This is a genomic window from Microtetraspora glauca (assembly GCF_040656155.1).
Lineage (GTDB): Bacteria > Actinomycetota > Actinomycetes > Streptosporangiales > Streptosporangiaceae > Microtetraspora > Microtetraspora glauca.
Genome location: NZ_JBFALK010000005.1, coordinates 237,992 through 256,122, shown reverse-complemented (window position 1 = coordinate 256,122; position 18,131 = coordinate 237,992). Strand labels below are relative to the sequence as shown.

The following is an 18,131-nucleotide window of genomic DNA, read 5'->3' as shown; positions in this document are numbered from 1 at the left end:
TGGCCTGATCGCTTGCCTCCGGGGCGGCTGTCGCTAAACTAACAAGAAACTTTATTAAAAAAAACATGCCGTTAGCGGATCGTGACGAGAGAGAGGAGGCGCGGCCGGTGTCTCTACGACCGGGCACCCCCCGGCTGCTGCGCCAGATGAACGACCGGGCCGCGCTCGAGCTGCTCGTCGCGCACGGCCCGCTCACCCGCGGCGAGCTGGGGGAACTGACGGGGCTCTCCAGGGTCACCTCCGGCCAGCTCCTGGCGCGGCTGGAGGAGCGCGGGCTGGTGACCACGGCCGGTGAGCGTCCGGGCGGGCGCGGCCCGAACGCCGCGCTCTACGCCGTCGACCCGACCAGCGCGTACGTGGCCGCTCTGGAGGTGTTGCCGGACAGCGTCACCGCCGCCGTGGCCGACATCGCCGGCGAGGTCGTGGCCGAGGTGACCGTCGATCCGACCGAGGCGGCCGACCCGGTGGGGATCGTCCGCAACGCGGTGCTCCGGGCGTGCGCGACGGCGAGCGTCGACATGTCCCGTCTGCGGTCGTTCGTGATCGGGACACGTGGCGTGGTGGATCCCGCGACCGGTGACGTGCGTTACTCGTTCGACCTGCCCGCCTGGCATGTCGGCGTGCTCGCGGGGCTGCGGGCCGGTCTCGGCGAGTCCGTGGTCATAGAGAACGACGTCAACCTCGTCGCCCTCGCCGAGCAGGCGTACGGCGTCGCCAAGGGGGTGGACGACTTCGTCATCCTCTGGACCGGTGTGGGCCAGGGTCTCGGCGTCATGTTGGGCGGGCGGCTGCACCGGGGCATCTCCGGGGGCGCGGGGGAGGTCGGCTGGCTGCCCGTACCGGGCGAACCGCTGCCGACGGACGTCACCGCGCCCCAGTCCGGCTCGTTCCAGCGCCTGGTCGGAACGGACGCGCTGGCCGGCGTCGCGGCCGGGCACGGCCTCGCCGCCGCGCCCGCCGCCGACCTCGTCCGTACGGCGGTCGCCACCGGCAATTCCGGTTTCCTGGAGGAGCTGGCCGGACGGCTCGCCGTGGGCGTGGCGGCGGTGGCGGTGGTGCTCGATCCCGGGCTCGTCGTCCTGAGCGGCGACATCGGGCGGGCCGGAGGGTGGGAGCTCGCGCGCCGGGTGGAGGAGGCGGTGGCCCGGGTCTGCCCGAGCCGTCCCAAGGTCGCGGTCAGCCAGGTCGAGGGCAATCCCGTACTGCGCGGCGCGCTGGTGGCGGCACTGGACCAAGCGAGAGAGCAGGTCTTCTCGTCCACGATCTGATCCGGAAGCCGGCGGGCCGGCGGGGGGAACGCGTGCATCTGATCCCGCAGCCGGTCGGCGGCAGGGGCGGGGGGAACGCGTGCATCTGATCCGGCAGCCGGTCGGCGGCAGGGGCGGGGAACGTGCGGATCCGGTCGTCGTCAGCCGGTCGGCGGACAGGCCGGGCGGGACGGGGAGATCGCGGGGCCACCTCAGGGGCGTCGGTGACGGGTCAGTCCGGGCGCTCCCAGCGAGCGGGTAGTTTTTGACCATGTCTGACATCGTCCTCATCTCCGATCCCCGCGTGACCTCCCTCCCCGTCGCGGAGTGCGGAGAGCCGCTCAGCGACGTCCGCGGCCGGCTCCGCGTGGACGGGCGGCTCGCCGACGACGCCGGGGCCTACGCCCACCTGCGGGAAGGCGTGCTGGCCCGGCTGGAGGACGCCCAGGCACTGCTTCCGGCCGGGTGCCACATCGTGGTCGTGGAGGGGTACCGCCCGCTCGCGTTGCAGCGGAAGTACTTCGAGGACTACAAGGATGAGCTTCGGGCGACATATCCCGAAATGTCGCCCGAGGAGCTGCACAGCGCCGCCAGCCGGTACGTCTCGCCGATCGAGGTCGCGCCCCACACCGCCGGAGCGGCCGTCGATCTCACGCTGTGCGACGACGACGGCGTCGAGCTCGACATGGGCACCGCGGTGAACGACAACCCGGAGGAGAGCGACGGCGCATGCTACACCGACGCGCCCGACATCAGCGCGGACGCCCGGCAGAACCGCAAGATCCTCTCGACCGCGCTGGAGACCGCCGGGCTGGTCAACTATCCCACCGAGTGGTGGCACTGGTCCTACGGCGACCGCTACTGGGCCATGACGACGGGCGCCGAGGCGGCCGTCTACGGGCCGGTCGACTTCTGAGCGACCCGCCACCTCAACTCCCGGCCGGTTCCGGCCGACACGAACCGGCCCGCGTGGACGGTGAGCACCGTGGCCCCGAACGCCTCGCCGAGGTCGGACCAGGGCGCCGGGCCGGCCACCGGTGGCCGGGTCCGGACGCGATGGTCCGCCCCGAGGGAGTAGAGGCGGCCGTTGCTCCCGCTCAGGCAGATCGCGCCGCCCGAGTCACCGGCGTCCCGCCAGACCGGCGCAGTCACGGCGGCCGCGGCGAGCTCGCCGAAGGACGCCGTCCACAGACGGCCGGCCGACGTGGCGGCGAAGAACGCGCCGTCACTCACCGCCAGCGCGACCGTGTCCCTCGGCGCCGGTCCCACGTCGATCCAGTCCGCTGGATCCGGGGTCGCCTCGCGGTAGCGGAGCACGCCGCCGGAGGTCACGCCGTACAGGCCGGTGCCGAGCCCGGCGGCGGCCTCACGGGGTGCGTCGAGGCAGCGTACCCCGCCCGCGGAACCGATCGGCGACCAGCGCAGGTTCTGCCCGCACAGCTCGCGGGTCAGGAGCGTGCCGTCGGCGCTCACCGCGTACAGCGCCGAGCGCCAGGCGGCGAGCGCGTGGATGTCGCCGGCCGGGCCGATGACCTCCCAGCCCGGACGGCAGGGCCGGGAGAGCCGGTCGAGGACGTTCCGCGTGATCCGGTCGACGACCGGGTCGTGCAGCGTGTTGCCCCAGTTGACCGTCGCCGCGTTGAAGACCGTGCCGCGGCCGAGGGAGAAGACGCCCATGGTGGCCCAGCCGCCCTGCCCGCAGGAGTCCCAGTGCCGCAGGTCGGCCGTCGCGAGCACGACGAACGACGGCGGGGTGCCATCCCGGCAGGTGGCCCGGGGCACGCCCATGATCTCGGTGAACTCGGCCGCGTCGGTCTCGTAGCCGAGCGCTCCCTGGCCGAACTTGTCGCCGTCGGTCAGCCCGGTGCCCTCGAAGACCCAGTGCCCGGCGAACCTCGCGGTGTACGACTCCTCCCGCATCAACGGCATGAAGGTGCCCCACGTACCGGCACCGTTGCGGAAACTCACGCCGGTCAGGGAGTTCTCCGGACGGGAGACCGGCGCGCTCGACCACTCGACGGTCGTCAGGCGCGGGTCCTCGACGGGATCGGTCACCGGGTCGCGATGGCAGACCATGGTCCGGCCCTCCATCCGGATCTGCCACCAGCAGGTGTTTCCGGAGAAGAACGCGATGTTCCCGCCGCGCCGGGCGAACTCCTCGCAGGCGTCGCGCATCTCGGCAGTCCAGTACTCGTCGTGCCCGTTGACCACCAGCAGCCGGTAGCCGGACAGCAGATCGAGGTCGAGGTCGAGGCCGGAGCAGTACTCGACGGCGTAGCCGGCCGGGCCGAACCAGCGGAGCATGCCGTCCTCCCAGCGCTCGGGGGGCGGCCCGCCGCCTGGCCGGTCGAACGACACGCGCGCGGCGCGGTCCGGCTGCTCGGTCCAGTACACACTCTCCCCGGGAACGCCCGCCCGGTTGTACGCCTGCCACGTGGCGAACGGGATCGACACGAGGATCGGTGACGTGGCCCCCGGCACGGCCTGCCGTACGACGAAGTAAACCTCGTCGTCCGGGGAGGCTCCCGAACCGGGAAGGTCGCCGGAGGCGCGGGACACGGGCACATCAGGCTCGGGAGGGCCGGCGACGAACCGGGCCCGGTAGAGCGAGCTGGGCCAGTCGGGCGGCACCTCCAGCCGCCAGGACGGCCCGCGTACGGAGGCCGCCAGCATGAGCCGGTCGTCGGTCGCGTCGTGGACGGCGACGCCGAGCTCGCCCGGGCCGTCCAGGCGGAACTCCAGTGCCTCCCCCTGCGCGCACGAGGTGGCGGTGGCGTAGGCGCGCACGCCTCCGGTCATCGCGGGCGCGGTCAACGCAGGGCCGCCTCGACGAGGAGCCTCTCCAGGCCGAGCAGGTAGCGCTCGATGTCCGCCTTCGAGAGCCAGCGGGTGTCGGCCGTGACCGAGACCCGCGTCGCGTCGCTCACATGGACGCAGAACCGGCAGTTGAGCTCGTCCTGGCTCAGCGGCCAGGTCAGGGATGTCTCCGACGGCGCTCTGCGGATGAGCTCGTCGTCGTGGTCGGTCGCCCGCTCGGTGAAGCGCATGTCATTGAAACAGCAGTACGGGTGGATCGGGACGCCGCGCTCCCGGCTCGTCTCCGCGACGATCCGTTCCCGGTCGCCGGGATCGTGGTAACCGCTCCGATAGGCCCGCAGCACGGCCGCGCGGGCCGCGGCGAGCAGGTCGGCGAACCCGGCCCCGGGCCGCGTGCGCACCGGGCCGCCCGATGAGCCGCCGGTTCCGAGGACGAACAGCCCCTCCTGCGACAGGGTGGTCACCGCGGTCCGGGTGTCCCGGCCGAACCGGTTGCTCACGATCGGCAGGACGGCGACGGTCTCGTGGCCGGTCACCTCGGCGACGAGCGCGCTCACCGCCGTGAGCAGCACGGTCGAGGTGCTGGTGCCGTGCCGTACGGCCAGGCGCTGGGCGGCCAGGTCGATCGCCGGGGAGGAGAGAGCGGCCCGCCGGACGGGGGGCCGCTCGGCGGCGCCGGACGGCAGGTCGAACATCGTGGCCGGGATCCGGCGGTACTCGCGTTCCCAGTGGGTGGCCGCGGCCGCCGCCTGTCTCCTGCCGGCCACGGACTCCTGCCATCGGGCCAGGTCGAGCGGCTGCGGCGGCGGATCGCCGGGCAACCCGCCGCGCAGGAGGAACAACCGCAGGTCACGGACCACCTGCTCCGCGCCTAGCCCGTCCGCGGCCATGTGGCAGAAGACGAGCACCACGTGGGTGACCTCGTCCTCATGGAGGGGGCCGCCGCCGGTCACGAGCCCGACCCGCAGCGGCCACTCGTCCGCGTAGTCGAAGGCGGTCGCGGACAGCTCCGCGAGGACGAGGTCGGGGTCCGCGCCCGCCGCGATCCGGACGGGGAGCACGCCCCGGTCGCGGAGGTCCTGGCACGCTCCCGGGCCGACGAGCGTGCGGAGCGCCTCGTGCCGCTCGACCAGCAGCCCGATCCCGCGCGACACGTACGCGACCGACGCGGGCCGCGCGCCCCTCGGCACTTCCAGCACCCGGCCGAAGTTGAAGTAGCGGTCGTCGGGCGCCGTCCGCCGGATGGCGTCCCAGATCGCCCGCTGGCCCCAGGTCAGCGGGGCCCTGCCGGAGCGCGTGCCCGCGAAGGAGATCATCGCGCCGCCGACACCCACGCGGCCAGCCCGTCGACGCTGTCGAGGAACGAGACGTCTCCGCCGAGGTCGATCTCCACGCCGTATTCCCGTTCGAGCGCGTCGATCAGGCGCATCTGGGCCAGGGAGGTGACGCCGAGGTAGGACAGCGGGACGGTCGCCTCCAGGGCCTCGGCCGTGGTGATCTCGCCGTCGCATGATTCCGACACCAGCTCCGCCAGTCGTTCCTTCAGCATTCGGTCCCTTTCCGCGCCGGGATCCCCGGTGCTTCTCATGCCGGCTTCCGAGATCGCCGTTCGAGTCCGACGAGATCGTCGGGGGTGGCGTCCGGGACCTCGTCGTCGAACCGGGCCAGGACGCGGACGCGGAGCGAGCCGAGCACGACGGCCGCGATGAACCCGCCGAACACCACGTACATCGTGCCGATGTCGCCGAGCAGTCGGGTGCCCAGCGGGGCGATCACGCCGACCCCGAGCGGGATCGTCGACCAGGCGACCATCTGGTTGAGCGCGAACACCCGGCCGTGGAACCGCTGCGGCACCTTCACCTGGATGATCGTCGTGTAGATGCCGTTGACCAGGGCCAGCCCGTACGACACCCCGAAGGCGCCCACGCCGATCAGGACCAGCGAGGTGTCGAGCCCCACGACCAGGCAGGACGCGGCGATGAGCGACGTGGCGAGCAGCATCCCGCGCATCCGCCCGCGTGCGGGACCGCCCCACACGGCCATCGTCAGACCGCCGGCCACCGCGCCCGCGCCCGCGACGAGCGCGATCGCACCCGCGTCCGCCAGGGTGCCGAAGGACAGCACCAGCGGCGAGTACATCATGAAGACCGGCGACAGGCCGAGCGACAGCAGAGCGAAGAAGATCACCATGGCGCGGAAGCTCCGGTCGCCCATCGACAGCCGGAACCCCTCCGCGATCTCCCGGCCGACGGCCTCCCTCCGGCGGTGCGCCATCGTCGCGGGGAAGGCCACGAGCACCAGGACGAGCAGCGTGAACACGTGTCCGACCACGTCGAGTACGAGGATGCCCTGGAGCCCCGCCGCCGACAGGAGGCCCACGGCGGCCAGCGGCGCGATGAACTGCGCGACGCCCAGGGTCGTCTGCGCGACGCCGTTCGCGTGCCCGAGGTAGCGCTTCGGCACGAGTTGCGGCACGGCCGAGGTGAACGCCAGCCGTTGGAAGGTCAGCGCGACGGACAGAGCGGTCAGCAGGCCGTACAGCGGCCAGGTGCCGAGGTGGCCGGCCCACAGGAGCAGCGCGGCCGTCGACTGGATCGCCAGCGCGGCCGCGTTACCTGTGATCATCACCGTGCGGCGGTTCGACCGGTCCACGATCGCGCCCGCGAGGGGGGCCGCCAGGATGCCCGGGATCACGGCCAGGATCTGGAGCACCGCGTACTGCGTCATGGATCCGGTCCTGAGGTACATCCACACCGGGATCGCGAACTCGGTCAGCGTGGAGCCGATCAGGCAGGCCATCTGGCCCAGGGCGACCGTCAGGAATCGGCGTACCGTCGGCTCGGGTCCGGCCACTTGACCGGGTCCTGCCGTGCGGCCGGGTCCTGCCGTGCGATCCGGTTCCCCCGTCTGACCGGGGTCCGCCGCGTGATCCGGTGCCGGCGGCTGACCGGGGTCCGCCGTCAGGGCGGCACCGCCGAGGACGGCCGGGAGCCGCCGATGGGTGCCGGTGACGACGGCCGCCAACTCGTTCGCTCGATATTTCAGGAAATAGTGGCCACCTTCCTCCAGGACGACCAGAGCGGTCGTGCCGGTCAGGAACCCCCACTCCCGATAGCGCTCCTCGTAGTAGTCGGTGGCCGGGTCGTACTCGCCGACGACCGAGATGATCGGCGCGGACAGCCGGTCGGCGCCCTCCTCGATCAGCCGGGTGAAATACTCCTCGGCCTCCCGGGCGTCATGCCGCATGTTGCGGATGACGAACGCCTTCTGGTCGTCGTCCAGCTCCGACAGATCGGCTCCGAGCGCGGTCAGCCAGTTGAGCTCCGCCCGGTCGCTGCGCAGCCGCTCCAGCCGGGTGAGTGCGGCCCACCGGCCCATCAGCCCCTTGACCGGACGGGCGAAGGGGAACACGCCGCCCATGTAGACGGCCTCCACCGCCCTTCCCCTGGCCTCCAGCCGCCGGGCGATCTCGACGGTCAGCGCGCCTCCGACTCCGCAGTGGCCGTACAGCACCAGCGGGCCGGTCACCTTCTCCGCGATCTCCTCGACGCACCGCTCCGCGACCTCCTCAAGCGGGCGCGGTTCCTCGGCCAGCCCGAGATCGTGTCCCGGGACGGCGACCGAGAACAGGGTCCACGTCTCCTCAAGCGCGTCGGCCAGCGGCTGGTAGACGACCGCGCTTCCCCCGCCGTACGGCACGCAGACCAGGGTGCACGTCACCTGCCCCGAACGCGGCGCGGTCAGCTCGTACAGCAGGCCGCGCGGGCCGGCGCCGCTCCTCGCCAGTTCGGCCAGCTCCCTGACCGTGGTCCGCTGGAAGAGGTCCATGAGGCCGATCGGATGGCCGCCGGGCGGCAACTCGCGGCGCAGACGGGCCACCACGCGGGTGGCCAGCAGCGAGTGACCGCCGAGGTCGAAGAAGTCGTCCAGCACGCCCACCTGGCGCAGGCCGAGCACATCGCACCACGCCGCGGCGATGATCTCCTCGACCTCGTCCGCCGGTGGCTCGAAGGGCACCTCCTGGTCCGGACGGTCGCCCTCCGGGTCGGGCAGCGCTGCCCGGTCGACCTTGCCGTGTCCCTTCAGCGGCAGTTCGTCCAGCCAGACATAGCGGGTCGGCACCATGTAGTCGGGCAGCCGGGTGCCGAGGTCCCGGCGCAGCTCAGCGACGCCGGGCCGACCCGCCCCGGTGGCCGCGTTGCCGGCCACGTTGTCAGCCACGTCGCCGGCCACCAGGTACGCGACCAGCTCGCCCCCTCGCGCGTCGGTCACGGCGTGGGCGACGCCCGGACACAGCCGCAGGGCCTCGTCCACCTCGCCGAGCTCGACCCGGTATCCGCGGATCTTGACCTGGAGGTCGCGGCGGCCGAGGAACTCGAGGGTGCCGTCCGGCAGCCATCGGGCCAGGTCGCCGGTGCGATAGATCCGGCCGTGCCGTTCGGACTCGACGAACGCGGCGGCGGTGAGGTCGGGCCTGCCGAGGTATCCGCGGGCCAGCCGGTCGCCGCCGACGCACAGTTCGCCCGGCACGCCGACCGGCACCGGCCGCAGGTGCGCGTCGAGGACGAGGATCCGTGCGTGGCCGAGCGGCCGCCCGATCGGCGTGATCGGCCCCGTGGGTTCGACGTCCGCTCCGACCTGGTAGGTGGTGACGCCGATGGTCGCCTCGGTGGGGCCGTAGTGGTTGACCACCTGGCAGGCGCCGAGCGCGGCCAGCCCGCGGGCCCATTCCCAGCTCGACCCCTCACCGCCCAGGATCAGCAGCCGCCTCGGGAGGAGCGCACGCACGTCCACGTCCGCCGCCAGCGCGCCGAGGTGTGAGGGCGTCATCTTGAGGTAGTCGATCCCCGGCATGGACGCCGCCAGTTCGGGCGCGGAGATGCGCGAGGGCAGCATGTGGAGCGTGCCCCCGGTCATCAGCGACAGGTAGAACACGGTCATGCCGAAGTCGAACGTGAGCGACTGGAGTAGGGCGAAGCTCCGGCCCTCGGCGACGCCGAACCTCTCGTGCACGTCCGCCAGGTAGTTCATGACCTGCCTGTGCTGTACGGACACGCCCTTGGGCCGCCCGGTCGATCCGGACGTGTAGATGACGTAGGCGAGGTCGTCGGGCGACGGAGGCGGCCACGGGGCGGCGGCGTCGGCTCCCCCGTCACCCGTGCTTCCTTCCTCCGTGCCCACCCGCCCTGTGGTCGCCTGCCCTGTGCCCAACTGCCCTGTGCCCGCACGCGGGATGCCCGGGTCGCCCGGGTCGATCACCGGTCCAGCGAAGTCCGGCCCCGGCGGAACGGCTGTTCCGCCGTCCAGGGAGCCATGGGCGCCCGGAGCGCCCCGGGCGCCGTCACCACCGGTCCTGGCGATCAGTACGGCCGCGCCTTCGAGCATGTGCCGCAGCCGCTCCCCGGGCTGCTCCGGATCGAGCGGCACGTACGCCCCGCCCGCCTTCAGCACGCCGAGGATGGCCACCGCCTGGTCGATCGACTGTTCCAGGCAGATGCCCACGGGAACGTCGGGCCCGACGCCGAGATCCCTGAGCCGTGCCGCCAGCCCTCCGGCGCGCGCGTCCAGCTCGGCGTAGGTCAACTCGGCGTCGCCGTACCGCACGGCCACGGTTCCGGGGGAGCGGCGAGCCGTGGCGGCGACCATCTCGGGAAGCGTCGGTGCGGGCGGTTCGGGAACGGTCGGGCACGCGCTCCAACCGGCGATGACCTTCCGCTCGTCGGGCGCGATCAGCTCCAGTTCGGAGATCCGCGTGTCCGGGTCGGTGACGACGGACCACAGGAGGGTCTCGAAGTTCGCGGCGAACCGTTCGACGGTCGCCCTGTGGAAGAGGTCGGCGCTGTAGACGAAGAATGCCTTGAGGACGTCCCCGGACGGGAGGATCTCCAGCGACAGGTCGAATTTCGCCTGCCGGAACCCCGGGTCGTACCGCTCGGCGGTGACCCCGGCGAGGACGGGGCCGTCGTTCGCCTCGCTACGCAGGCTGAACTGCGTCTGGAAGACCGGAGTCCGGCTCAGGTCGCGTTCGACGCCGAGCTCGGTGACCAGTCGGTCGAACGGCGTGCCCTGGTGGACCAGCGCCTCCACCACGGTCGAGCGGGTACGGCGGAGCACCTCCCTGAAGGAGGGATCGCCGGAGAGGTCGGTCCTGATGGCGAGCGTGTTGAGGAAGAAGCCGATCAGGTGCTCGGTGTCCTCGTCGTCCCTGGCGGCCACCGGGGAGCCCACGCAGAAATCGATCTGGCCCGAGTAGCGGGACAGCTCTGTCTGGAACGCGGCGAGCAGCAGCATGAACAGCGTGACCCGCTGGGCCCGTGCCAGCCGTGTGAGCCGGTCCGTCAGGGTGGCCGGCAGTGCGCGTGTGACGCAGCCGCCCCGCGAACTCCTCGTCCGGGGACGCGGCCGGTCGGTGGGCAGGGCGAGGACGGGCACCCCGGCCAGCCGTTCCTTCCAGTGGTCCAGCGAGCGGTCATGCTCCTGGGCATGGTCCCGGGCACGCTGGCGGATCGCGTGATCGGCGTACCGCATGGGCAGGTCGGGGACGCGGGGCGGCGTGCCGTTCAGGAAGGCCTCGTAATGGGCGGCCAGCTCGCGGAAAAGCACCCCGAGTGACCAGCCGTCGCCCGCGATGTGGTGCAGGACGACGACCAGGATGTGCTCGGTGCGGGGCCCGCCCTGCTCGTTCGCCGCGCTGTCGTCGGCGCCGTCGCCTCCGGTGAGCGTGATCAGACGGGCCCGGATCACCGGGCCGCGGGCGAGGTCGAACGGCCGGTTGGTCAGCTCGGCGACGAGTTCGGCGGCCCGGTCCTCGCGTGACGCGGCGACGCGTTCGAGCACGGGGACGGCGTCGTCGATCACTTGCACGGGCCTGCCGTCCACGGAGGGGTAGCGGGTCCGCAGCACCTCGTGCCGCCGTACGACCGCGCCGAGGGCGCGCTCCAGCGCGACGGCGTCGAGCGGTCCGCGAAGCCGCTCGGTGACGCAGATGTTGTAGGAGGCGTCGTCCGGGTTCAGCTCGTGCAGGAACCACAGCCGTTCCTGGCCGAGGGACAGCGGAATGTCAGAGATGGCAAGCATCCAGGCGTACGCCTCCCATAGATCGGATGACTGCAGCCCTAAATGGCCGGAGGAAGGTGCCGGCGAGTAATAATAGGAAAGTTTCTTTGCAGTTATCGTGTGGGGTCAAGTCTGGCATGCGGCGGCCGGGGCCACAAGCCTTGCGGCGAATGGAAACTCCGACGAGATAGGGCATTGGATAGGCGCTCCCACTTGTCGCACGTTGCCGCGTCGTGTCAGACTCTCCCCTCGGAGTAACTGGAAACAATCCTTCCAATAATAATTTCCGGTCGATGGGTGAGCTTCATTCATCCGATCTTTCGGAGGTTGTCCAGTGAGAACTGCGATCGAATTCCCGACGCTTCCCCGCCTGCTCGCGGCCAGGGCGGCGGCCGAACCCCACGCGGTCGCGATGATCGTTCACGGGGTCGGTGAGTTGACCTTCGAGGAGTGGGAGGTGCGGTCGAACGCCGTCGCCAACGCGTTGCTCTCCATGGGCGTGCGGAACGGCGAACGGATCGGACTGATCTTTCCTGGCGCGTGCTGGATCGACTATGCGATCGCATTCATCGGAGTGCTCAAGGCGGGCGCGGTGGCCGTACCTCTGCCGGACCGGACACCGGTCGCGGAGGTCGGACGGATCGCGGCGCACTGTTCGGCATCCATGATCATCAGGGATCTGGGCGATCTACCTGAGGGCGCGGCGGAGCCGCCCGACGCGCGAACCGGGCGTGACGCCCTCGCGCAGATCCTCTACACCTCGGGCACCACGGGGACGGCCAAGGGCGTCGCCGCCACACACGCCAACCTGGCCTTCGGCGCGCTCCTCCGGCCGCGCCGCCCGGCCCTGAGGATGTTCGCCCATTCGCGGCACCTGGTGCACGCCTTCCCGATCGGGACGAACGCGGGGCAGATGATGCTGGTCAACGCGCTCAACGCGCATCCGGCCGTGGTGACCCTGCCGCGCTTCACACCTGATCGCTTCGCGCGGCTCATCGCGGAACATCGTGCCGGGACGGTGTTCGTGGTCCCCGCGATGGCCATCGAGCTGCTGGGCCACCGGGGGAGCCACGACCTGTCCAGCGTGCTGCTGCTCGGCTCTGCCGCCGCGCCGCTGCCGGCGGCGGTCGCCACCGGGCTGGCCGGAATGTTCCCCAACGCGACGATCACGAACTACTACACCTCGACCGAGGCGGCGCCGGCCCAGACGATCATGATCGTCGATCCGGACCGGCCGGGTTCCGTCGGCAGGGCGGCCGCGGGCGGCGACGTCCGGATCACCTCGTCCCACGGTGACGCGCTACCTCCCGGAGAGACCGGTGAGGTGTGGATGCGCTCGCCCGCCGCGCCCCGCGCGTACTACAACGATTCCCCGGTCGCCTCCGACGTCTTCAAGGACGGCTGGATCCGGATGGGCGATCTCGGCTACATCGACGACGACGGCTACCTCTACCTGGTCGACAGGGAGAGCGACGTGATCAAGTCGGGCGCGTTCAAGGTCTCCACGCTCAAGGTCGAGGAGGCGCTTCACGCGCATCCCGCCGTGAGGGAGGCCGCCGTGTACGGCGTTCCCCACCCCGTCCTCGGTACGGCCGTCGCGGCGGCCGTCGTGGTGCGGGCTCCCGGGGAGCCACCGGACCGGGGAGGTTGGGGGCGCGGCCCGGCGGGCGGCGCCGAGAGCGGTGGCGCGGGCGGTGGCGCGGGCGGTGCCGAGAGCGGTACAGGGGAAATCGGCAGGGGCGGCGCCGAGGCCAATGAGGTGTCGTTGCCCGCGCTGCGGGCCTTCCTCGGCGACCGGCTGGCTCGGCACGAGATCCCCTCCGAGATCGTGACCCTGGAGGCGCTGCCCAGGAACCATGGCGGCAAGGTGGACAAACGGGCGTTGCGGGCGCGCTCATGAGCACCGCTCCGGCGCAGGCGTCGTTCGCCCAGGTCGGGATGTGGATCACCGAGCGCATGGGCCGGGCCGGTTCGGCGTATCGCATGCCGCTGCTGGTCACCTTCGACGGGCTCTTGGACGCCCCCAGGCTGGTCCGGGCGTGTGAGGCGCTGATCAGGCGTCATCCCGTCCTCTCGACCGCGATCGTGGAGCGCGACGGCGTTCCGGTGGAGGTGCCCGGAGCCCCTCCGAGCGTGGACGTGACCCTCGCGGGAGATGTCGACGACCTGGTCCGCGAGGAGATCCTGCGGCCGTTCGACATCGGGAGAGGGCCGCTGGCCCGGTTCCGGCTCGCCCGGGTCGGCCCCGCCCGGCACGTCCTGATCATCGTGGCGCACCACCTGGTCTTCGACGGCGAGTCCAAGGACATCCTGGTCCGCGATCTCGCCGCGCTCTACAACGGATCCCCGGTCACGCCACTCCAGGGGACGTACGCCGACCACGCGGCGGCCGAGCGCGAGCGGGTCGCGGGACTCCTCGGCGACGCGCGCGAGTTCTGGCGGAGCCGCTGGCGGGAACCCGCGGACGTGGTCCTGCGCGGCCTCTCTGCCCCGGCGGATCGGCCGGGACGGTCGCGAGGGGCGGAGGAGGGTGCGGTTCACGCCTTCCTCGGCGACCTGGGGCACGTCCCGGATGCGGGTGGCGCGCCCGGCGCGCCGGGATTTTCGCGTTTCGAGCTGTTCCTGGCGTCCGTGCACGCCCTGCTGTTCGCGTACGGCAACGCGGACCCGGTGTGCGCGGTCGACATGTCGACGCGGACGCCCGAGAGCCGCGATCACATCGGGCTTTTCGTCAACGAACTGCCGGTGGCGTCGACGCCGTCGCCGCGCCTGACCCTCGCCGAACTCGCCGCCTGGCTCCACACGGAACTGCGGCGGATGTACCGGTTCCGGCCGGTACCCCTCGCCCGGGCCGTCCGCGGTCTCCGGCCGCGTACGGCGATGGCGCCCGTCTCGGTGAGCTACCGCAGGCGGGGGTCCGCGCCCGAGTTCGCCGGGCTTCGGGCCACGGTCGAGTGGGCGCTCTTCAACCGCTCCGTCCGCAGCGTCCTGCACATCCAGGCGGTCGACGGCCCCGACGGTCTCGACGTGACGCTGCAGTACAACCCGCGCACCCTCTCGGGGGTCACCCAGATAGCGAAGGACCTCACAACGATCATGAAGAATCCGGACTCGGCGCTCGGGGACATCTTGTCGGGCGACGGCCATGCCGAACCGGCCGGCCTCGCCGACGAGATCAGAGTCATCTGGCAGGAAGTTCTCGGCATCGACGAGATCGGTGACGACGAGGACCTCTTCGACCTCGGCGGCCACTCGCTCACGATCACCCAGATCATCGCCCGGATGCGCAAGCGCCTGGGCATCGAGGTGCCGCTCGACGTCTTCTTCGACACGCCGACGATCGCGGGGGTGGTGGAGAGCGTCGAGCACCGGGAGAGCGCGTCCGCGAGTGCGTCCGAGGCGGCGCCCGTGCGCGCTTCCGAGACGGTGCCCGTGCGCGCTTCCGGTACGGCGCTCGCGCGCGCCGGGCTGGGGCCGGGCGACATGGACGGCGGCCGGTGACCGAGCCCTCCGCCGTACTCGCCCGCCCGCCGTTGCCGGACGACGGCGATCTCGACCTGCTGCTCCTGATCAGGCACTTCGAACTGGCCCTACTCGACCTGTTCGGCCAGGGGAGGATCAACGGCACCACGCACACCTGCCTCGGGCAGGAGTACGTGCCGGTCGCGCTCCGGCCGCTGCTCGGCGAGATGGATTTCCTCTTCAGCAACCACCGGGGGCACGGCCACTACCTCGCGCGGTTCGAGGACCCGGCCGGGCTGCTCGCCGAGATCCTGGGCAGGGAGGGAGCGGTCTGCCGCGGGGTCGGAGGCAGCCAGCACATCCTCCGTGACCGCTACATGTCCACGGGTGTGCAGGGGGAGAGCCTCCCGGTGGCCACCGGCGTGGCGCTGCACCTGAAGCACACCTCGCCCGGGGCCCTCGCCTGCGTGTACATCGGTGACGGGACGTGGGGGGAGGGCGCCGTCTACGAGGCGCTCAACATCGCCTCACTCTGGCGGCTGCCGTTGCTCGTGGTCGTCGAGAACAACGGGATCGCGCAGTCCACCCCGACCGCCCGCCAGATGGCCGGGACCATCCGCGCCCGCGCCCAGGCGTTCGGAGTGCGTCACCACGGCATCGACACCTCCGACATCGACCTGATCAGGGACGATCTCGCGCCGCTCCTGTCCGAGGTGCGGCTGGAGAACCGGCCGCTGGTCGTCGAGTTCGCGACCCACCGGCTCGGTCCGCACAGCAAGGGTGACGACACCCGTCCCCGCGAAGCCGTACGGGATGCCGAGGCCCACGACTGGCATCGCCGATACGCGGAAGCCGATCCCGGCCGGTTCACCCGCGCGGACGAGGCCCGGCGGGCCCATGTCGCGGCGATCGTCCAGGAGGTCGCCGCGCGTCCGCTGTCGAGGTGGGATCCATGCGCGTAGTGGAGAACCTCAACGCGGCCCTGCACGGTGTCCTGGAGGCCGACCCGACGGCGTACGTGATCGGCGAGGACATCCTCGACCCCTACGGGGGCGCATTCAAGGTCACGAAGGGGCTGTCCAGCCGGTTTCCGGGCCGCGTGCTCGGTACGCCGATCAGCGAGGCCGGCATCACCGGCCTGGCCGCCGGGCTCGCCCTCTGCGGGGACACGGCCATCGTCGAGATCATGTTCGGCGACTTCGTGGCGCTCGCCTTCGACCAGATCGTCAACTTCGCCGCCAAATCCGGCTCGATGTACGGCTCCCGCGTCCCGATGAGGATGATCGTGCGGTGTCCCACCGGAGGCGGCCGGGGGTACGGGCCGACCCACAGCCAGAGCATGCAGAAGCACTTCATCGGCGTGCCGGGGTTGTCGGTCTACGAGATGTCACCGCTCCACGACAACCGCGCGGTCATGAACGCCATGCTGGCCTCGGGCGAGCCGTCCGTGTTCTTCGAGGACAAGGTGCTCTACACCCGGACGATGTACGACGTCTGCGAACCGTTCCGGTACGACATGGTCACGGCGGGGACCGCGGGAGTCGATGTCGCGCGGGTCTTCCTCGACGATCCGGAGGCGGCTGACTGCGTCATCATCGCGCCCGGCGGCATGGTGGACCGGGTGACCCGTGCCATGCGCGCCCTGCTGCTGGAACGCGAGGTGACCTGCTGCCTGTACGTGCCCTCGCGGCTGTATCCCTTCGACCTCTTCGACTCCTCCGACCCGGCCGGCTCCCTCGACGCGCTCCGTGGTTCCGGCGGCTCAGGTGGCTCAGGTGGGGGCCCTGGGTTCGCTGAGGCCGGTGGGTCCCACCGGCCGGGTCCGCCTGGTTCCGCTGGTTCTCCGGCGACTTCCGGCACAGAGCCGCTCCTGTCCGGGCTGCGGCGGGCGAGAGCCGTACTGGTCGTGGAGGACGGGACCGCGGGCGGCACATGGGGGAGCGAGGTCGCGCACCGGATCCACCGGCTGATGTGGCGGGATCTCCGGGGGCCGGTGCGGCAGGTCAGCTCCGCCGACAGCGTGATCCCCGCCGCCGCCCATCTGGAGAGCCGCGTGCTCGTGCGTGAGTCCACTATCTACGACGCGGTGCTGGAGGCGCTTCGTGACTGATATCCGGGTGCCGAAGCTCAACAGCAACGACACCGCGTACGTCCTCGTCGAGTGGCTCGTCGAGGACGGGCAGCGGGTCGAGGCGGGCGATCCCATCGTGCTCCTGGAGACGTCCAAGGCCACGGAGGAACTCGTCGCCGAGGAAGACGGCTTCGTGTGGCGGGAACTCCCGGTGAACGCCGACTGCCCGCCCGGCGCCGTGATCGCCCGTATCACCACCGGAGGAGAGCGGCCGTCACCCACGCCGCCGGGTACGGCCGACCGCGGCTCCGCGCCCGGTGCGGGTGCCGTGTCCAAGGTGAGTTCCACGTCTGGGACGGATTCGGCCTCCGGGGCGGGTTCCGCCTCCCGGACGGGGGAGACTGCGACAGGGGCGGCCGGGACGGGGGCGCCCGGGATGGCGGCGGCTGGGACGGGGGCGGTGTCCGGTGGGGGGCCGTCCCATGAACCACTGATCACCGTGCCCGCACAGGAGTTGATCGGCGAACTCGGCATCGATCCGGAGGAGGTGCGCGCTCTCGGCGTTCCGGTCGTCCGCACCGCGGACGTCGAACGGCTGGTGGCCGATCGCGTGACACCTCCCGATCCCGCCTCCGGCGGGGCGCCTCCCGATCCCGCCTCCGGCGTGGCGGGCGTGCCGTACGCGCTCTCGCGTGTGCAGCGGGCGGTGGCGAGGGCGGTGCGCTCATCACACGAGACCATCCCGGCGGCGTACACGGTGATGAAGATCGACGTCGGGGCGGGGCTGGAGATGGCCGCCCAGCTGACCAGGGAGATCAGGCGGCCCGTCGGCCTGCCCGAACTCGTGACCTGCGCGGTGGCCCGGCTCCACGCGACGTTCCCGCTGTTCTACGCCACGATCGTCGATGAGAACTCGGCCATGACGGCGGAAGCCCCGCATATCGGCGTCACGATCGACACCGGTGCGGGACTCTACGTGCCCGTCATCCACGACGCCGCCGGGCGATCGGTGCGGGATGTCGCGAATCGCCTGATGGAGTACCGCCTGGCCGCGGTCACAGGGGACTTCCGCGAGAACGACCTGACCGGGGCCAACATCGTCGTGACCCTGCACCACGACGGGGATGTCACGCTCGCGATCCCACTGATCTTCCCGGGGCACGTGTGCGCGCTCGCGGTGACGGCGCCCCAGGCCGTGCTCCGGCTCGAAGCGGGTGAGGTGGTCAGCAGGACCGTCGCCGATATCGGCCTGGCCTATGACCACCGGCTGATCAACGGCAGGGACGCCGCGCTGTTCCTCCGCGCGCTCAAGGCCCTGCTGGAGGCGCCGGAGGAGGTCGTCCGACGGTCACCGTGAGGACCGGGCCGCTGCCTGGGCAGTCATGTGCCTGGGCAGGTATGTGCCTAGACAGGTATGTGCCTAGGCAGGTATGTGTCTGGGCAGCCATGTGCCTGGGCTGCCATGTCCGAAAGGGCAC

The 18,131-nt window shown here is 71.6% G+C and carries 11 protein-coding genes; 7 read left to right on the top strand and 4 right to left on the bottom strand.

Annotated features, from left to right (window positions below):
* Window positions 1-107 precede the first annotated feature (107 nt).
* A complete protein-coding gene (locus tag AB0I59_RS12250) occupies window positions 108-1,268 on the top strand; it encodes an ROK family protein (protein ID WP_061257626.1) in 1,161 nt (386 codons plus the stop codon).
* A gap of 250 nt (window positions 1,269-1,518) precedes the next feature.
* The gene (locus AB0I59_RS12245) at window positions 1,519-2,163 is read left to right on the top strand and encodes a M15 family metallopeptidase (RefSeq protein WP_061257625.1); all 645 of its coding nucleotides are present in this window, start codon (window positions 1,519-1,521) and stop codon (window positions 2,161-2,163) included.
* On the opposite strand, the gene AB0I59_RS12240 is transcribed toward AB0I59_RS12245, so the two are convergent.
* The 4 genes from AB0I59_RS12240 to AB0I59_RS12225 are packed head-to-tail and all read right to left on the bottom strand — an operon-like array spanning window position 2,142 to window position 11,141.
* The gene (locus AB0I59_RS12240) at window positions 2,142-4,061 is read right to left on the bottom strand and encodes a N,N-dimethylformamidase beta subunit family domain-containing protein (RefSeq protein WP_358132333.1); all 1,920 of its coding nucleotides are present in this window, start codon (window positions 4,059-4,061) and stop codon (window positions 2,142-2,144) included. The genes AB0I59_RS12245 and AB0I59_RS12240 overlap by 22 nt on opposite strands.
* Window positions 4,058-5,380, bottom strand: coding sequence for a condensation domain-containing protein (locus tag AB0I59_RS12235; RefSeq protein WP_358132331.1), 1,323 nt, complete (start codon window positions 5,378-5,380; stop codon window positions 4,058-4,060). The genes AB0I59_RS12240 and AB0I59_RS12235 overlap by 4 nt, the downstream gene beginning before the upstream one ends.
* Complete coding sequence (locus tag AB0I59_RS12230; RefSeq protein ID WP_358132329.1) at window positions 5,377-5,652, bottom strand: acyl carrier protein; 276 nt, start codon at window positions 5,650-5,652, stop codon at window positions 5,377-5,379. The genes AB0I59_RS12235 and AB0I59_RS12230 overlap by 4 nt, the downstream gene beginning before the upstream one ends.
* Complete coding sequence (locus AB0I59_RS12225) at window positions 5,649-11,141, bottom strand: non-ribosomal peptide synthetase/MFS transporter (protein WP_358132327.1); 5,493 nt, start codon at window positions 11,139-11,141, stop codon at window positions 5,649-5,651. The genes AB0I59_RS12230 and AB0I59_RS12225 overlap by 4 nt, the downstream gene beginning before the upstream one ends.
* Window positions 11,142-11,454: 313 nt before the next feature.
* On the opposite strand from AB0I59_RS12225, the gene AB0I59_RS12220 reads away from it, so the two are divergent.
* The 5 genes from AB0I59_RS12220 to AB0I59_RS12200 are packed head-to-tail and all read left to right on the top strand — an operon-like array spanning window position 11,455 to window position 18,010.
* Window positions 11,455-13,020, top strand: a complete 1,566-nt coding sequence (locus AB0I59_RS12220; RefSeq protein ID WP_358132325.1) for a class I adenylate-forming enzyme family protein — start codon at window positions 11,455-11,457, stop codon at window positions 13,018-13,020.
* Entirely contained in the window at window positions 13,017-14,621 is a 1,605-nt protein-coding gene (locus tag AB0I59_RS12215) for a condensation domain-containing protein (protein ID WP_358132323.1), read from the top strand. The genes AB0I59_RS12220 and AB0I59_RS12215 overlap by 4 nt, the downstream gene beginning before the upstream one ends.
* Window positions 14,618-15,544 (top strand): thiamine pyrophosphate-dependent dehydrogenase E1 component subunit alpha, encoded by a 927-nt coding sequence (locus tag AB0I59_RS12210; RefSeq protein ID WP_358132321.1) that lies wholly within the window; start codon window positions 14,618-14,620, stop codon window positions 15,542-15,544. The genes AB0I59_RS12215 and AB0I59_RS12210 overlap by 4 nt, the downstream gene beginning before the upstream one ends.
* Window positions 15,535-16,692 carry an alpha-ketoacid dehydrogenase subunit beta gene (locus AB0I59_RS12205; protein ID WP_061257619.1) on the top strand — a complete coding sequence of 386 codons (1,158 nt, stop codon included), beginning with the start codon at window positions 15,535-15,537 and terminating at the stop codon, window positions 16,690-16,692. Before AB0I59_RS12210 ends, AB0I59_RS12205 begins: the two co-directional genes overlap by 10 nt.
* Window positions 16,685-18,010, top strand: a complete 1,326-nt coding sequence (locus AB0I59_RS12200) for a 2-oxo acid dehydrogenase subunit E2 (protein ID WP_358132319.1) — start codon at window positions 16,685-16,687, stop codon at window positions 18,008-18,010. Before AB0I59_RS12205 ends, AB0I59_RS12200 begins: the two co-directional genes overlap by 8 nt.
* Window positions 18,011-18,131 lie beyond the last annotated feature (121 nt).

Coding starts and splice junctions, on each gene's coding strand:
- AB0I59_RS12245 (WP_061257625.1), top strand. CDS start 1,519: ATGTCTGACATCGTCCTCATCTCCGATCCCCGCGTGACCTCCCTCCCC.
- AB0I59_RS12235 (WP_358132331.1), bottom strand. CDS start 5,380: ATGATCTCCTTCGCGGGCACGCGCTCCGGCAGGGCCCCGCTGACCTGG.
- AB0I59_RS12230 (WP_358132329.1), bottom strand. CDS start 5,652: ATGAGAAGCACCGGGGATCCCGGCGCGGAAAGGGACCGAATGCTGAAG.
- AB0I59_RS12225 (WP_358132327.1), bottom strand. CDS start 11,141: ATGCTTGCCATCTCTGACATTCCGCTGTCCCTCGGCCAGGAACGGCTG.
- AB0I59_RS12215 (WP_358132323.1), top strand. CDS start 13,017: ATGAGCACCGCTCCGGCGCAGGCGTCGTTCGCCCAGGTCGGGATGTGG.
- AB0I59_RS12205 (WP_061257619.1), top strand. CDS start 15,535: ATGCGCGTAGTGGAGAACCTCAACGCGGCCCTGCACGGTGTCCTGGAG.